This window comes from Microbacterium sp. GQ128 (assembly GCF_059758615.1).
On the sequence record NZ_JCAXDY010000006.1, the window covers coordinates 11985 to 27611 of the forward strand.

At 70.0% G+C, this 15627-nt stretch carries 12 protein-coding genes; 6 read left to right on the plus strand and 6 right to left on the minus strand.

Features of this window, described 5'->3' with window-relative positions; genetic code table 11:
- Window positions 1-94: 94 nt before the first annotated feature.
- On the minus strand, window positions 95-1387 hold the full coding sequence (locus AC6CHX_RS17610; protein ID WP_498273864.1) for an ArgE/DapE family deacylase: 1293 nt from the start codon (window positions 1385-1387) through the stop codon (window positions 95-97).
- 18 nt (window positions 1388-1405) lie between these two features.
- Window positions 1406-2728, minus strand: a complete 1323-nt coding sequence (locus tag AC6CHX_RS17615) for an MFS transporter (protein WP_498273865.1) — start codon at window positions 2726-2728, stop codon at window positions 1406-1408.
- Window positions 2729-2837: 109 nt separating this feature from the next.
- On the opposite strand from AC6CHX_RS17615, the gene AC6CHX_RS17620 reads away from it, so the two are divergent.
- Window positions 2838-3998, plus strand: coding sequence for an RsbRD N-terminal domain-containing protein (locus AC6CHX_RS17620; protein ID WP_498273866.1), 1161 nt, complete (start codon window positions 2838-2840; stop codon window positions 3996-3998).
- Window positions 3999-4009: 11 nt separating this feature from the next.
- Window positions 4010-4549 carry a YaeQ family protein gene (locus tag AC6CHX_RS17625; protein WP_498273867.1) on the plus strand — a complete coding sequence of 180 codons (540 nt, stop codon included), beginning with the start codon at window positions 4010-4012 and terminating at the stop codon, window positions 4547-4549.
- A 13-nt stretch (window positions 4550-4562) separates the two neighbouring features.
- Here the strand turns inward: AC6CHX_RS17625 and AC6CHX_RS17630 are convergent, their stop codons facing one another.
- Window positions 4563-5219, minus strand: coding sequence for a response regulator (locus AC6CHX_RS17630; protein ID WP_498273868.1), 657 nt, complete (start codon window positions 5217-5219; stop codon window positions 4563-4565).
- Window positions 5216-6076, minus strand: a complete 861-nt coding sequence (locus AC6CHX_RS17635; protein ID WP_498273869.1) for a sensor histidine kinase — start codon at window positions 6074-6076, stop codon at window positions 5216-5218. Before AC6CHX_RS17635 ends, AC6CHX_RS17630 begins: the two co-directional genes overlap by 4 nt.
- Before the next feature lie 131 nt (window positions 6077-6207).
- Here AC6CHX_RS17635 and AC6CHX_RS17640 point away from each other — a divergent pair, with 131 nt between their 5' ends.
- The 3 genes from AC6CHX_RS17640 to AC6CHX_RS17650 are packed head-to-tail and all read left to right on the plus strand — an operon-like array spanning window position 6208 to window position 8452.
- Entirely contained in the window at window positions 6208-6939 is a 732-nt protein-coding gene (locus tag AC6CHX_RS17640) for an ABC transporter ATP-binding protein (protein WP_498273870.1), read from the plus strand.
- The gene (locus AC6CHX_RS17645) at window positions 6936-7730 is read left to right on the plus strand and encodes an ABC transporter permease (RefSeq protein ID WP_498273871.1); all 795 of its coding nucleotides are present in this window, start codon (window positions 6936-6938) and stop codon (window positions 7728-7730) included. The genes AC6CHX_RS17640 and AC6CHX_RS17645 overlap by 4 nt, the downstream gene beginning before the upstream one ends.
- A complete protein-coding gene (locus AC6CHX_RS17650; protein ID WP_498273872.1) occupies window positions 7730-8452 on the plus strand; it encodes a hypothetical protein in 723 nt (240 codons plus the stop codon). Before AC6CHX_RS17645 ends, AC6CHX_RS17650 begins: the two co-directional genes overlap by 1 nt.
- A 357-nt stretch (window positions 8453-8809) precedes the next feature.
- Here AC6CHX_RS17650 and AC6CHX_RS17655 read toward each other — a convergent pair whose 3' ends face one another.
- A complete protein-coding gene (locus AC6CHX_RS17655) occupies window positions 8810-11104 on the minus strand; it encodes a DEAD/DEAH box helicase (protein WP_498273873.1) in 2295 nt (764 codons plus the stop codon).
- A 282-nt stretch (window positions 11105-11386) separates the two neighbouring features.
- Here AC6CHX_RS17655 and AC6CHX_RS17660 point away from each other — a divergent pair, with 282 nt between their 5' ends.
- Window positions 11387-12283: an aldose 1-epimerase family protein gene (locus AC6CHX_RS17660; protein WP_498273874.1), complete on the plus strand. Its 897-nt coding sequence runs from the start codon at window positions 11387-11389 to the stop codon at window positions 12281-12283.
- 125 nt (window positions 12284-12408) lie between these two features.
- On the opposite strand, the gene AC6CHX_RS17665 is transcribed toward AC6CHX_RS17660, so the two are convergent.
- Window positions 12409-15618 carry an efflux RND transporter permease subunit gene (locus AC6CHX_RS17665; protein WP_498273875.1) on the minus strand — a complete coding sequence of 1070 codons (3210 nt, stop codon included), beginning with the start codon at window positions 15616-15618 and terminating at the stop codon, window positions 12409-12411.
- Between the last annotated feature and the right edge of the window lie 9 nt (window positions 15619-15627).

The following is a 15627-nucleotide window of genomic DNA, read 5'->3' on the forward strand; positions in this document are numbered from 1 at the left end:
CCTCCAGGAGGGGGTGAGGGTCGGGTACAGCGGGTGAGACAACTCTGTGGGGGCGAATGCCCGAGCGACAAGGGAGATCCTCCCTCAGTTTTCGCTACGCGGTGTGCATCTGCACACTCACGCCGCACCATTCTGCGATGAACAGCGCGATCGACTTCGTGATGCGCCGCACCGACTCCACGTCGACGCGCTCGTCGTATCCGTGGATCGCCTCGGAGATGGGCCCGTACACGAGGGCCGGGGTGTCCGCATAGAGGGCGAACACACGTCCGTCGAGGTAGCCGGGCGTGGTGAACGTGCGCAGCTCGTCACCGAAGACCTCGCGGTGCACGCCGCGCAGCGCCGCCTCGGCATCCGTGCCCTCGTCGAGCACGTAGCCCTCCGAGTAGAAGCCGTTGCGGGTGGCCACCGCCTCGACGGGGTTCCCGGATCCGTCGACGTCGATCGAGGCCAGGCACTCCTCGATCTCGGCCCAGGCCGCGTCCGCCGTGACACCGGGGTACAGCGCGATGCGCACATCGAGCTCGCACCAGGCCGGGACGCTCGACGGCCAGTCGCCGCCGCGGATGCCGCCGAGGTTGAAGTTGATGGGGTGGTCGAGGTCCTCGAAGTACCGGTGCTCGTCCTTCTCGGCGTTCCACCGTGCCTCGACCTCTCGCAGTCGCTCCATCACATGGTGCGCGGCATCGATCGCGTTGAAGCCGGAGCTCATCTCCCGCGGATGGGTCGGGCGACCCGCGACGCGCACGGTGAACCAGATCACACCCACGTTCGCCCGGACTAGCATGTCCTCCTCGGGCTCGGGGATGATCACGGCGTCGGCGACGTAGCCGCGCTGCAGAGCGGACAGCGAGCCGTTGCCGGTGCACTCCTCCTCCACCACCGACTGGAAGTGGATGCGCCCGGTGGGGGTGAAGCCCGCCGCCTGCACGGCGTCGAAGGCGAAGAGGTTCGCGGCGAGGCCGGCCTTCATGTCGCCGCTGCCGCGCCCGTAGAGCCAGCCGTCGATCACCGGGGCGTCCCACGGCGACCGGGCCCATGCCTCGTGCGGACCTTCCGGCACGACGTCGACGTGCCCGTTCAGGATCAGCGAGCGCCCCTCTTCGGATGCCGGGGTAAAGGTGCCGACCACGTTGCCGACGTTCTCATAGGAGACAGCCACGGGTCCGGCGCCGGGGTGCTGCGCCAGCTCGGCCGGATCGAGGTCCCACCGATCCATCTCCAGCCCGCGTTCGCGCATCGCGTCGAACAGGAGGTCCTGGGCGGATGCCTCCCGTGTGCGGAGGGACGGATGGCGCACCAGCTCCTGGGTGAAGGCGATCTGCTGGTCGAAGGCGGCATCGACGGCCGCACAGATCTTGTCGGCGACTTCGCTGGTCAGCTTCATGGTTCGTCGTTCCTTAGGTCAGTGCACGACCGGCTTGTCGTGGACGCGCAGGCGCTCCCCGAGCAGGCCGCCGAGCGCGGTGATGAGTGAGATGAAGATGAGGAGGAGCGCCGCCGTCCAGGAGGCCCCGCCCGTCGAGGCCAGCAGCGCGGTGGCGATGAGGGGCAGGAACCCCGTGATCGCGCCGGCGATGTTGTATCCGAGCGCCACGCCGCTGTACCGCAGCTCGGGCGGGAAGAGTTCGGTGAGCAGGGCGCCCGTGACGGCGTAGGCGATCGTGAGGAGGGCGATGCCGAGCGTGACCGCGAAGATGATCGCCAAGGGGTTCCGGGTGTCGATGAGCCAGAAGAGCGGGAAGGCCGCCACGGCGGTGGCGAGCGCACCCACCACTGTCATCCGCCCGGGGCCGAAGCGCTCGGCGAATCGTCCGGCGAAGACCGTCACGACGATCTGGACCACGGCCGCGATGAGTGTCGCGTTCACCATGAGCCCACGGTCGACGCCGAGGGTGTTCGCCCCGTAGCTGACCACGAAGGTCGTCATCAGGTAGAACCCGCCGACGCCGAGCATCGCCGCGGCGACCGCGACGGCGAGCCGTCCACCGGCCCGCCGGAACAGATCGAGAGCGGGCACCTTGGCTCGGGCTTCGAGAGCGACGAGCTCCTTGAAGATCGGGGATTCCTCGACCTTGAGGCGGATGTAGAGCGCGATTCCCAGGAGCGGGAACGCGAGCAGGAACGGGAGCCGCCAGCCCCAGGCATCGAACACCGCGGGCGGCATCAGGAGCACGAGTGCGAACGCGCCGGAGGAGATCAGCGTGCCCACCGGGGAGCCGATCTGGATGAGCGCGGCGAAGCGGCCGCGCTTCTCGATCGGCGCGTGTTCGATGGCGAGCGTCATGGCGCCGCCCCATTCGCCGCCGACCGCGAGACCCTGGAGGAGCCTCAGCACGGCGAGCATGATGGGCGCAGCGATGCCGATCGCCAGATAGTCGGGGAGCAGACCGATCAGCCCGGTCGCGCAGCCGATCATGACGATGGTGATGAGGAGTGCAGGGCGCCGCCCGTACCGGTCGCCGATGTAGCCGAAGGCGAGAGCGCCGAGAGGGCGGGCCGCGAAGCCGACGCCGAAGGTCGCGAAGGCGGCGAGCGTGGCGGCCGTGGCGTCGAGGTCGGTGAAGAACAGCCGGTTGAAGACCAGGGCGGCAGCGGTGCCGAAGAGGAAGTAGTCGTACCATTCCAGCGCGGTTCCGACGAAAGCTGCCCACGCGACGCGGGCCGCGTCTCCGCCGCTGATCGGCGGGGTCGTGCCGGGCGGGACTTCCGGGGTCGGGTTCGTCATGAGTTCTCCGTTGAAAGGCAGACATCCTCGATGGACACCTCCATCGTCGTAGCGAAATGCTGCACTCACAACCGATGATCGCCCCCAGATTGAGCCCTACACTGTGCACATGCCTAATCAGCGACGATCCTTCGCGGCGCAGATCGCCGAGTCCTGCCTGGCCGATCTCGATGAGGTGGCGTGGCGCTACGTCCACGACGTCCGCGAGATCTCCGGGTATCTCGACTCGGTGATCGACGACGCCGAGCTGTTCCGCGCGGCGCGCGGCTCGTTGGAGATGCTCTTCGGGCTGATCATCGGCGACGACCTCGACGCCCAGCTGATGGCGCACTCCGACCGGCTCGGTCGACGGCGCGCACGGCAGGGGATCCCGCTGGACTCGCTGCTGAGGGCGGTGCGCATGGACTTCCGCTTCCTCTGGAATGCGATGCGCGGCTACGTGGCGGAGGAGGATCTCCCGGCGTTCGCCGAAGAGGTCGTGAAGATCTGGGACGCCGTCGAGGTCCACACCATGAATGTCCACGCCGGTTACATGGCCGAACTCGCCGACATGGATCGAGAGCTGGAACTCGCTCGGGCGTTTCTGCTCCGCCGGCTGCTGGAGGACGGTAGCCGCGACATCCGCCTCTCCCGTCAGGCGGCCGAATCGCTCGGTCTCGACCCGGTCGGCTCATTCCTGGTCGTGGTGGGGAGTCTGCCGTTCGCCGCAGAGTTCCGCGCCGGCATGCGCACCCTCCTCCCCGCCGTGCCCGTCGACCGCCTGGACGGTTCCGAGTTCGCCATCCTCGACGTGGGCTCGCTGTCGGCGCGCGAACTCGAGGCGCTCCACGCCCTGCCCGTCGGCCTCCCTCCGATCGCTCAGGGAGCCGAAGAGATCGGTGACCTGTGGCGGGTCGCGCGCGACTTGGCCGCTCTCGTGGATGCCGCAGACCGAGCGGCGACGCTCGACCGTCACTGGGACCGGCTCTTCACCGATCGGTTGGGGGCCGTCGCCGGAGCGTATTCGCGTCAGACGCTCGAGGCGCTCCACGCGCTGCCGGAGCGCGAACAGAGCCTCCTGATCGAAGCGGTGCGGGAGTACCTCGCCAACGGTTCGGTCACCCGCACGGCCGCCGCCCTCTACTGTCACCGCAACACCGTGCTGAACCGGCTGACCCGCTTCGCCCTCGCCACCGGCCTCGACCCGACCGTTCCCGCGGATGCCGGCGCGATACGCATCGTGCTGAGCGGCGCCGGCCCCCGGTCGGCCTCCGCTCCCGCATCCGCGTAGGCTCGGGGATCATGGCGATCGGTTCGACAGTCCACACGTTCGAGGTGCAGCTCGCTGACACCGACCGCGGAATCTACGAGGACTACTCGCTGCGAGTGGCCCGGCATCCGTCCGAGACCGATGCGTACATGCTCACGCGGGTGCTCGCCTACGGGCTCGAGTTCGCCGAGGGCATCACATTCGGCGGCAGCATCTCCTCGACCGAGGTGCCGGCGGTGCTCGTGCGCGACATGACCGGGCTGATCACGGCGTGGGTCGAGATCGGGGCTCCCGATGCCGAGCGACTGCATCACGGCAGCCGCCTCGCCGAGCGCACGGTTGTCTACACGCATCGCGACCCGGCCAAGGTGATGGCGCCGTGGACCGACAAGCGCATCCACCGCCGCGAGGACATCCGTGTGTACAGCTTCGACCCGGGGTTCATCGACACGGCGGCCGCCCTGATCGAGCGCCGTAACACCATGACTCTCACGCGGGCCGAGAGCGTCATCTACCTCGACCTCAACGGCACGAGCCTGACCTCGACCGTGCACGTGCACGAGCCGGCCTGACACCGCGCAAGTCTCAGGCGCCCACGAGCCCCTGCTCGTACGCCGCGATCACGAGCTGCGCGCGGTCCCGTGCCGCGAGCTTCGACAGCAGGCTGCCGATGTGGGTCTTCACCGTGGCCATCGAGATCGTGAGCGCCGCGGCGATCTCGGCATTCGCGAGGCCTCTGCCGACGAGCGTGAGCACCTCGGTCTCCCGTGCCGTGAGGGTGGCGAGCGGGCGTCCGGCCGGCCGATTCGCGCCGTCGAGGAAGTGCTCGACGAGGCGGATGAGGATGCTCGGCGCGAACAGTGACTCCCCGTCGTGCGTGCGGCGGATGGCCTCGATCAGCTGCTCGGGGCGCACATCCTTGAGCAGGAAGCCGCTGGCACCCGCGCGCAGGGCGCCGTCGACGTACTCGTCGAGTTCCAGCATGCTGAGCACGAGCACGCGGGTGCCGGGCAGCGCCGTCGTGATGGCGCGCGTCGCGCTGATGCCGTCGAGCCCCGGCATCCGGATGTCCATCAGCACGACATCCGGGGCGATGGCGCGCGCCAGCTCGATCGCGCCCGCGCCGTCTTCGGCCTCGCCCACCACCGTCAGCCCCTCGGCACCGGCGATGATCAGGGCGAGGCTGTGTCGCAGCAGGGCCTGATCGTCGGCGATCAGGACGCGGATCCCTTCGTCGCTCATGCCCCCGCCTCGAACGGCAGGCGCGCCTCGACGCGGAATCCCGTCCCTACGGGCTCAGCGATCAGCGTTCCCCCGAGGGCGCCGACCCGTTCGCGCATGCCCCGCAGACCGTGGCCGGCTCCCGGCTGAGACTGCCATCCGCGCGCAGGACCGTCGTCGGCGACGACGACGCGGAGAGCGTTCCCGTCCCGCTCGACGGCCACGCGCGCCGGCACCGGCCCCGCATGGCGTCCGACGTTCGCGAGCGCCTCCCGGACCGTCGCGCACGCGGCGGCCTCGACTGCGGGCGGCACCTCGCCCAAGTCCTCCGCGCGCAGGCTCGCGCGCACGCCGAACGCCTCCGCGGCGGTGACGATCCCCGGCACCTCCGACAGCCGTGCGGGCGGCTGCAGCGGCACCTCGTCTCCCGGTTCGCGCAGCACGGTGAGCATCCTCCGCAGCTCCGACATCGCGGAGCGCCCCGCCTCCTCGATGTCGACGAGGGCTCTGCGCCGCTCCGCGTCGCCGTCGGCTCCGTCGAGTGGGGCGACGGCGGCGGCACGCATCGTGATCAGTCCGAGTCCGTGCGACGCCAGGTCGTGCAGCTCGCGGGCGATACGGAGCCGTTCGTGCTGCGCCGCCCGGTCGGCCGCCCATTCCGTGAGGCTGCGCTCGTACTCCCGCCGCTGCCGCTGCGACCGGACCGTCGCCCAGACGAGGACACCCACGGCGAGGATCCCCGCCGTCGTCAACACGACCGCCAGGCTCTGCGGACCGTCGAGACCGAGAACGCTCAGGACGACGACCAGCAGCGCGAACATGCCCCCGGCGGCGATCCACGTGCGCGAGCGCCAGGTCGGTCGGGGCGAAGCATCCATCCGCCCGAGTCTAGGCACCCTCGATGCCGCGCACATCAGACCAGGGGTGGAGGAACCCGGGTCGGAGAGATCGGAGGGCTTCCCGCCTGCAGGGCGATGCCGCGGAGGGCGCGGACCGCTGAGATCGAGGGATGCTGACGATCGAATCACTGACGAAACGGCACGGTTCCCGCACGGTGCTCCACGATGTCGCCTTCGAGGCACGGCCGGGCCGCGTGACGGCCTTCCTCGGAGCGAACGGAGCCGGGAAGTCCTCGACGCTGCGCATCCTCCTCGGGCTCGACCGGCCGACCGCGGGACGCGCGCTCATCGATGGCCACGCCTACCGCGACCTCCGCGATCCGCTGCGGGCGGTGGGGGCGATGCTCGACGGTTCCGGCGCCCACCGCTCACGGACGGCGGGGGGCCACCTCGCCTGGATCGCCAGGGCGGGCGGCATCCGCCGTCACCGCGTCGACGAGGTGCTCGAACAGGTCGGGCTCGCCCACGCGGCGCGGACCAAGGTGGGTCGGCTGTCCCTCGGCATGGGTCAGCGACTCGGACTCGGGGCGGCGCTGCTGGGAGAGCCGCCGATGCTCATCCTCGATGAGCCCGTGAACGGACTCGACCCCGAAGGCATCCGGTGGATGCGCGAGCTGCTGCGCAGCCAGGCGGATGCCGGAGGAACCGTGCTCCTGTCGAGTCACCTGATGGGCGAGGTCGCCGGAGTCGCGGACGACCTGGTCGTGATCGCCCAGGGCCGGATCGTGGCCGCGGGCACCGTGGACGAGATCACCCGAGGGCACGCCGACCTCGAAGCAGCCTTCTTCGCCCTGACCGGCGGGAGCGGGTCGCCCGAGTCGAACGGCGGCACCGCACGATGAGACTCCTCCGAACCATCGCCGCCGAGACGGGCAAGACCCTCACACTCCCGGGAGTATGGGCCGGCGTGCTCGCCGGCGTCCTCGGCACCATCGCGATCACGGCGCTGAACGCCACGCAGGCGGTCGCCGCCCTCGACGCGGGAGAAGCCGACCTGTTCGGACCGATCTCGGTCTTCGAGACCGCCTTCGCCGCGGCGCCGCTCGGCACGATCGGAGCGATCGTCGTCGGCGTGCTGGCGGTCAGCAGCGAATACACGCCGAACAGCCCGGATGCCGGCGGGTCCCGGCAGATCACGAGCACCCTCGTCACCGTTCCCGGTCGCGAGCGGCTCGTGCTGGCCAAGCTCACGGCCATCGTGGCGATCACTCTCCTGACCGCGGCCGTGGCCCTCTCGTCCTGCCTCGGGGTATCCCAACTGCTCCTCGGCGACCTCGCACCCGAGTCCGTCCCCGTCGAGCAGGCGATGTGGCGCATGGTGGGCACGACGGTCTACTGGACCCTCACCGCTCTCCTCGCCTTCGGCATCACCCTGATCACGCGCAGCGGCACACTCCCGCTGATCATCCTCATCCTGAACAGCTCGGTGGTCTCGTTCTCCCTGCTGCTCACGAAGGTGACCCCGCTCGCCCACTGGCTCCCCGACATGGCGGGACGCAATCTGTTCGGCTTCGATGCGGAACTCGTCCTCCCCGGAGGGCTCGACGCTGTGCCGGGCGGGCTCGTCATGGCCGCCTGGGCCGTCGCAGCGGTGGTTGCAGGAGCGCTCGTCTTCACCCGGAGAGACGCCTGATGCGGCGGGCCCTGCTGGCCGAGCTCTCGAAGCTGCAAACGCTGCCCCTCACGGCATATGCCGCCGCGGGCATGGTCATCGTCGGCGCACTCGTCGCGGCGGCTTTCGCCGGACTGCATGCCGAGGGCGGAGGGGCCGTGTCGGCGGTCGGCACCGTGCTCGAGGCCATGCCGTATGTGCAGGCGGGCGCGATCCTGCTCGGGGTGGTGCCCGTGTCACAGGAGTATCTCGGGCGACAGTTCGGCACCACACTCATCACGGTTCCTCGTCGAATGCGGGTGATCGTCGCGAAGACCTCCGCCACCGTGATCGTGCTCCTCCTCGTCGGGACGCTGACCGTCGCGGTGGCGTGGGTGGCCGCAGGACTGACGCTCGTCGTCGCGGATGCCGACGCTGTCGCAGCGACGACGGAGGATCTCGGCCGCTTCGGCGGTGCGGTCGCGTATCTGGTGCTGATCGGGTTGCTCGCCCACGCGGTGACGCTTGTCCTGCGGCATCTGGTGCCGGCGCTGGTGACGATGCTCGTCGTCGCGTACATCCTGCCGTTCGCCCTCACCGCGCTCGGGGAGCACGCCCGGTGGCTGCCCACCCGGGCCGGGTCGCAGCTGTTCGCGCCGGACGACACCGTGCTGACGGCGCTCACCGGAGCCCTGGTCCTGCTCGCCTGGGCGGCGGTGATCGGCATCGCCGGCGCCGCCCGCTTGACCCTCTCCGACGCCTGACCCCCCTCCCCTCCCCCCGCCCTCCGCCGAGTGCACGGTTTAGTGCCGACCGCACGGATTGTTCGCGGAGACAAGCCGTGCGCTCGGCAGCATCCCGTGCACTCGGGATCGACGCGACGCGCGTCACGAGGCGGCCGGCACTCCGGTGCCCACACTCACCCACGCCCAGTGCACGGCTCCGCGTCGAACGCACGGCTTCCTCACGCTGGTAAGCCGTGCACTCGGCAGCATCCCGTGCGCTCGGCAGCACTGCGGGCGGGGTCGGGATCGTGCGGGGACGGGGCGGGGACGGGCGGGGGCGGGGACGACAGAGGCCCCGGATCGCGAAAGCGGGACGGGGCCTCTGGTGAGCGAGACTCAGGCGGTCAGGTCGGCCGCGGTCGGCACGCGACCGGCGATCTCCTCGATCACGTCGTCGTCGAGGCGCGCGTTCTCGAACGGCGCGTCGATCTCGGCCCGGTCGAGCAGCTCGGTCATGCGACGCTGACGCTGACGCGTGATCAGCGTGACGACGCGACCCGAACGACCCGCGCGGCCGGTACGACCCGAGCGGTGCAGGTACGTCTTGTACTCGTCGGGCGCGTCGGCCTGGACGACCAGGTCGATGTCGTCGACGTGGATGCCGCGGGCGGCGACATCCGTGGCGACGAGCACGTTCACGCGACCCGAGGTCAGACGCTCGAGGTTGCGCGTGCGCTTGGCCTGGTTGAGGTCGCCGTGCAGCGAAACGGCCGGGATGCCGGCATCGTCGAACTGCTCGGCGAGCATGTCGGCGTAGGCACGTGTACGGGCGAACACGAGCGTCTTGCCGGCACGGTCGACGAGCGACGTGAGGATGTCGGCCTTGTCGCGGTGCTCGATCACGAGCACGCGGTGCTCGATCGTGCTGGAGTCCTGGTCCTCACCGGCGACCTCGTACACGGCCGGGTCGACGAGGAACTCGTCGACGAGCGCCGCGACCTCACGGTCGAGCGTGGCCGAGAACAGCAGCTTCTGGCTGCCGTCTGCGGTGTGACGCAGGATGCGCTGCACGGGCTCGACGAATCCGAGCTCGCACATGTGGTCGGCCTCGTCGAGCACCGCGATGCGGCAATCCGACAGGTCGAGCTTGCCCTGGTTGATGAGGTCCTCGATGCGACCGGGCGTGCCGATCACGATGTCGACGCCCTTCTTCAGCGCACCCACCTGGCGGCCCTGCGGCACACCACCGTAGATCTGCGTGGTGAAGAGGCCGACGCTGCGGGCGATCGGCTGGATCGTGCGGTCGATCTGCAGCGCGAGCTCGCGCGTCGGAGCGAGGATGATCGCGCGCGGCGACCGTCCGAACTCACGGCGCTTGCCGGCCTGCGACTGCAGCACGCGCTCGACGAGCGGTGCACCGAACGCGATGGTCTTGCCGGATCCGGTGCGACCGCGGGCGAGCACGTCGCGCCCGGCGAGGACGGCCGGGATGCTGGCTGCCTGGATCGGGAACGGCGTCGCCGCGCCCATGCCGACGAGGGTGTCGACGATGTTCGAGCCGAGACCGAGGTCGCCGAAGGTCACACCGTCGACCTCGACGGCCGCGACGGACTTCGCCTCGAGGCGCTCGTGCACCACGTCGTCGCCCGGGGTGAACTTCGCACCGGTCGACTCGGGGCGGCTGGTGGCGTTCCAGTCGTTGCGGCTCGGACGCTCGTTGCGCGCCGGACGCCCGCGGGTGTCGGAGGTCAGCGGGCGCGGACGCTCGGTGCGGTACGCGCCACCGGTCGACGGACGCGAACGCTCGTCACGGCCACCCTCGTACGAACGCTGCGTGCGGTCGCGGTCGAAGGCGCGACGGGCGCGGTCGGCGTCGTACGAACGCTCGCCGCCACGGTCGGCACCACGGTCGTTCGACCGGGCACGGTCGCCGCCGCGGTCGTCACGGCGCGGACGCTCGTCACGGTCGAACCGGGGGCGCTCGGCGCCGCGGTCGCTGTTGAAGCGGGGACGCTCTGCACCACGGTCGCTGTTGAAGCGGGGACGCTCGCCACCACGGCGATCGTCGCGAACCGGACGCCCGCCGTCGCGGTGGTCGTTGTCGCGGAAGCCCTGGCGCTGAGTGCCGGTACCGCGGTCGTCACGACGCGAGCGGTCGTCGCGGTCGTAGCGGGGGCGGTCGCCGCCGCGCTCGTCGCGGTAGGTTCCCGGACCGGTCGGACGCTGTCCGGTCGGACGCTGTCCGCCCCGGTCGTCCCGACGCGGACGGTCGTCGAAGCGTCCGCCGGTGCTGGGCCGGTCGTTGTAGCGAGGACGCTCGTTGCGCTCGTCGTTGCGGTGGTGCGGCGCTTCGCGGCGGCCGGACTCGGCGCGGTTGCGGATGCCACGGGCCTCGTCGCGGCCGGCGCGCTCGGACGCGTTCCAGCGCTGCTTGGGTGCACCCGACTCGGCCTCGGCCGGGCGGTAACCGCGGTGACCGGCGCTGCGGCTGCCGGGACGACGGTCATAGCCGCCGGCGGCGGGGGCAGATCGGCGGTCGCCGGCATCCGCGCGTCCACCGCGCTCGTCGCGCGCACCGTCACGGGCGGGGCCGCCGTTGTGGCGGTCGTGGAAGGAGGTCTTCTTGGCGCCGTAACGCGGCTCGAAGTTGGCGGCGGGACGTCCGCCGCGGGGCTTCTTGTTCTTGGGCATTGCGTTGTCTTCCTGTGTTCTCGCACGAGAACAGCGCCGCGCACACGCGCGAGCACCCAGCGCGTGGTCGGATGCGACCAGCGGGGTTCCGGACTGTCAGCGGCCGGGGCCATTCATGTGATGGTTGATTAGCGTCGAGCGACGCTCACCATCGGCCCCTGGACTCACACTTCACACACATAAAACGTCCGCACCAACGCGCGGGTGTCCGAAGCCGACCGCACAAGTGTAGCCGACGCGCCTGAGAGACTCCCGACGCGGGGGTGGCCGTACGATGTCGAAGTGACCACCGCATCCCCCACCGGCGCCCAGATCTCCCTCCGACTCGGCGATGCGACCGCCCAGATCGCGCAGGTCGGCGCTTCCCTCCGATCCCTGCGTGTCGGCGGCGTCGACCTCGTCCCTCCGTACCCGCTCGATCAACCCACCCCCGCCTGTTCCGGCGTGGTCCTCGCCCCGTGGCCGAACCGCGTGCGCGACGGTCGCTGGGATGACGACGGCACGTCACGGCTGCTCGCGATCACCGAGCCGAAGCTGAACAACGCGAGCCACGGCCTGTTGCGCTTCACGGCGTACGAGGTGTCGCACACCGACGCCGAAGCAGTGCTGCGGGCGACGATCGTCCCCCAGACCGGCTACCCGTACCTGATCGAGACGGCCGTGACCTACACGCTCACCGCCGACGGCATCGAGGTCGCGCACACTCTCACCAACCGCTCGGCGACGCCCGCGCCGGTCGCCCTCGGCACCCACCCCTTCGTGACGATCGGCGAGGTCGACCCGCGCGACCTGGTGCTGCGGGTTCCCGCTGCGACCGCCTTCACGACCGACGAGCGGATGCTCCCCACCGGCACACGTCCCGCCGAGGCCGCCCTGCGCGACGGTGTCCGGCTGGGCGATGTCACGCTCGACACCGGGTTCACCGACCTCGCCCGCGACGCCGACGGTCGCGTGCGGCACTCGCTCACGGCACCCGACGGTCGCCGCGTCACCCTGTGGCAGGGCGAGGGCTTCGACTATGTGCAGGTGTACACGACGCCCGCCTATCCCGGGCAGAGCCTCGCGGTCGCGATCGAGCCGATGACCGCGCCCGCCGACGCGCTCAACAGCGGCCTCGGCATCCGTCGTCTCGCCCCTGACGAGACCTGGACCCTGCACTGGGGCATCGCCCTCAGCTGACCGGTTCCGACCGTCTTCGAGTCGGGCTGTTCACAACTCCTCAAGATTTGAGCCGAAAGGCCCCGGATCACGCATCTGACTGCGGATCCGGGGCCTTTCTGCGGAGTTGTGAACGCCGAGCGGGACTACTCGCGGTCGCGCAACTCGCGCCGGGTGAGCTGCGGCGCGTGCGGCAGACCGGACGCATCGATCAGCACCGAGCCGGCCGGAACTTCAGCAGCTCCCGACGCATCCGGATCGACCGGAGCATCCGGCTTCGGTGCCCCACCGGCATCCGAGCCGCCGGCCTTGCGCGCGGCCCGCCGCTCCTTGGCACCCTCGACGAGGTTGTAGAGCGTGGGCAGCACGATCAGCGTCAGCACGGTCGATGAGAGCAGACCGCCGATCACCACGATCGCCAACGGCTGCGAGATGAACCCGCCGTGACCGGTGATGCCGAGCGCCATCGGAGTCAGCGCGAGGATGGTCGCGAGCGCGGTCATGAGGATCGGCCGCAGACGCTTCTCACCGCCGGCCTTCACCGCCTCGATGGTCGACAGACCCTTCTCCCGATACTGGTTGACGAGGTCGACGAGCACGATCGCGTTCGTGACCACGATGCCGATGAGCATCAGCACACCGATCAGCGAGGCGACGCCGAGCGGCACTCCCGTGACGATCTGCAGCAGGATCGCACCGGTCGCCGCGAACGGCACCGACACGAGCAGCAGCAGCGGCTGGCGCAGCGACTTGAACACCGCGACCATGACCACGTAGACGATCAGGATCGCCGCGAGCATCGCGAGTCCCAGCTGCGAGAACGAGTCGGCCTGCTGCGAGGCGACACCGCCGACCTCGGCGGAGGCACCGTCGGGCAGGTCGGCCGCGGCGAGCGCCTCGGTCACCGACTGCGTGGCCGTGGCGAGGTTGTCGGATGCCGGCGGCACAGTGACCGTCGACGTGCGGCGCCCCTGCTCGGTGGTGATCGACGTGGGGCCGTTGCGCTCCTCGACGGTCGCGATGTCCTGCAGCTGCACGACGCCGAGCGGGGTCGGGATCGCGAGCTCCTTGAGCGCCTGGACCGTGGTGGGCGGCTCGGGCGTGACGATGTAGACCGTCAGCGCGGTGTCGTCGATCTCGACCGATCCGGCCTGCTGCGGACGCATGGTGTTCGAGACGATCGAGCCGACCGCGACCTCGGAGAGACCGCGCTGCGCGGCCGCCCCACGGTCGACCACGACCGCGATGTAGGGCAGCGACGCGGCGAGGTTGTCGGTCACCTGGCCGACGCCGTCGCGTCCGTCGAGCTCGTCGACGACCGAGGTCGTCGCGGTCTGCAGGTCATCGGCGTTGGATGCCGTGACCGTGATCTCGATGTCGCTCGAGCCGAAGCCGGCGGATGCCGCGACCGACACCTCGCCCACGTCGTCGCCGAGCCCGTCGATGGCGTCCTGCACGTCGGCGCGCAGCTTCTCCTGGTCGGCGTCGCCGTCGGTGAGCACGGAGTACGTGACACCCGCTCCACCCGAGAACGCGTCGCTGAGCGCCGAGCCGCTGGTGCCGATCGAGGCCTGCACGTGCTCGATGCCGTCGATGCCGAGGAGTGCGTCCTCGACCTCGACCGCGGCATCCGACTTCGCCTGCAGGCTCGCGGTCGGGCCGAGGTCCTGCGTGACGGTCATGGTGTTCTGGCCGGAGTCGCTGAGGAAGTTGATCTTCATGAGCGGCGCGGCGGCGAGCGTGGCGCCGAGCACCACGACCGCGAGGATCACCGTGAGGCCGGAGTGCTTGAGCGTCCAGCCGAGGATCGGCCGGTAGACGCGCTGCAGCTGCGTCGGCGGAGCATCCGGGTGCTCGGGGTCGATCGCGTTGCCGTGCTCGTCGAGCAGCTCCTTGCCCGGCTTCAGGAACCAGTACGCGAGCACCGGGACGATGGTGAGGGCGACGAGGAGCGAGGCGACCATCGCGATGGTCACGGTCATGGCGAACGGCCGGAACAGCTCACCGACCATGTCGCCGACGAAGACGATCGGCAGGAACACCGCCACGGTGGTGATGGTGGATGCCGTGATCGCCATCGCGACCTCGCGCACGGCGAGGCGGATCGCATCACCCTTGTCGGCATCGCCGACGTAGTGGCGTTTGATGTTCTCGATCACCACGATGGAGTCGTCCACCACTCGCCCGATCGCGATCGTGAGGGCACCGAGCGTGAGCACGTTCAGCGAATAGCCGAACGCCTGCAGTCCGATGAAGGTGATGAGCACGCTGGTCGGGATCGAGATCGCAGTGACGAGCGTCGAGCGGATCGACAGGAGGAAGACGAGGATCACGATCACCGCGAACACCAGGCCGAGCAGGCCCTCGGTCGCGAGCGTCTCGATCGACTGCACGATGAACGGCGCCTGGTCGAAGATGATCGTGAACTCGGCGTCGGGGAAGGCTTCGCTGATCGTGTCGAGCGCGGCGATCACGCCGTTCGACACCTCCACCGTGTTCGCGGCGGGGAGCTTGGTGATCGAGATCGAGAGCGCGTCCTCGCCGTCGACCCGCGAGATCGAGGTCACCGGGTCGGACTCCTGCACGACCGTGGCCACATCGCCGATGGTCGAGGTGGTGCCGACGAGCGGAAGCGCCGCGATCTCGTCGACCGTGGTGATCTTCGCGCCGGTCTGCACCGTGAGCGTCTGCCCGTCCTCCGTGATGTCGCCGCCGGGGAAGAGGGTGCCGTTCTGCTGCAGCGCATTGCTGATCGCCTGCGTGGTCTGGCCTTCGGCCGCGAGCTTCGCGGGGTCCGGCGTGATGCTGATGCGCTGCCCGACACCGCCGACGATCTCGGCCGCGTTGACGCCGTCGACGTCTTCGAGCTCGGGGATCGCGACGGATTCGAGTTCGGCCTGCGCGTTGTCGGCATCCTCGAATCCGGTGACGGCCACCTGGATCACCGGGAAGTCGTCGATGGAGACCGACAGCACCTGCGGGCTCACGTCTTCGGGCAGCTGCGAGGAGACGCGGTTGATCGCCTGCTGGATCTTCTGCTCGGCGGTGGCGAGGTTCGTGCCGTAGGCGAACATCGCCTGCACGATCGAGGCGTTCGTGGTGCTGGTGGCCGTGGTCGATTCCAGGCCCGGCACGCCCTGGATCGCCGACTCGATCGGCGTGGACACGTCGTTCTCGACCACCTCGGGCGACGCGCCGGGGTACGTCGTCATGACGACGAGCGCCGGCAGCTCGAGCGAGGGGATCAGCTCCTGCTTGAGGTTGGTGAGCGCGAGCCCGCCGAACACCGCCGCGACGATGGTGATCAGGGCGATGAGCGCGCGGTTCTTGAGGCTCAGGATGGCGAGTTTCGACAAGGCGGTTTC

What these genes read in the sequence shown, in the direction of transcription:
- AC6CHX_RS17610 (WP_498273864.1), bottom strand. Translation starts at nt 1,387, where the DNA reads ATGAAGCTGACCAGCGAAGTCGCCGACAAGATCTGTGCGGCCGTCGAT.
- AC6CHX_RS17615 (WP_498273865.1), bottom strand. Translation starts at nt 2,728, where the DNA reads ATGACGAACCCGACCCCGGAAGTCCCGCCCGGCACGACCCCGCCGATC.
- AC6CHX_RS17620 (WP_498273866.1), top strand. Translation starts at nt 2,838, where the DNA reads ATGCCTAATCAGCGACGATCCTTCGCGGCGCAGATCGCCGAGTCCTGC.
- AC6CHX_RS17625 (WP_498273867.1), top strand. Translation starts at nt 4,010, where the DNA reads ATGGCGATCGGTTCGACAGTCCACACGTTCGAGGTGCAGCTCGCTGAC.
- AC6CHX_RS17630 (WP_498273868.1), bottom strand. Translation starts at nt 5,219, where the DNA reads ATGAGCGACGAAGGGATCCGCGTCCTGATCGCCGACGATCAGGCCCTG.
- AC6CHX_RS17635 (WP_498273869.1), bottom strand. Translation starts at nt 6,076, where the DNA reads ATGGATGCTTCGCCCCGACCGACCTGGCGCTCGCGCACGTGGATCGCC.
- AC6CHX_RS17640 (WP_498273870.1), top strand. Translation starts at nt 6,208, where the DNA reads ATGCTGACGATCGAATCACTGACGAAACGGCACGGTTCCCGCACGGTG.
- AC6CHX_RS17645 (WP_498273871.1), top strand. Translation starts at nt 6,936, where the DNA reads ATGAGACTCCTCCGAACCATCGCCGCCGAGACGGGCAAGACCCTCACA.
- AC6CHX_RS17650 (WP_498273872.1), top strand. Translation starts at nt 7,730, where the DNA reads ATGCGGCGGGCCCTGCTGGCCGAGCTCTCGAAGCTGCAAACGCTGCCC.
- AC6CHX_RS17655 (WP_498273873.1), bottom strand. Translation starts at nt 11,104, where the DNA reads ATGCCCAAGAACAAGAAGCCCCGCGGCGGACGTCCCGCCGCCAACTTC.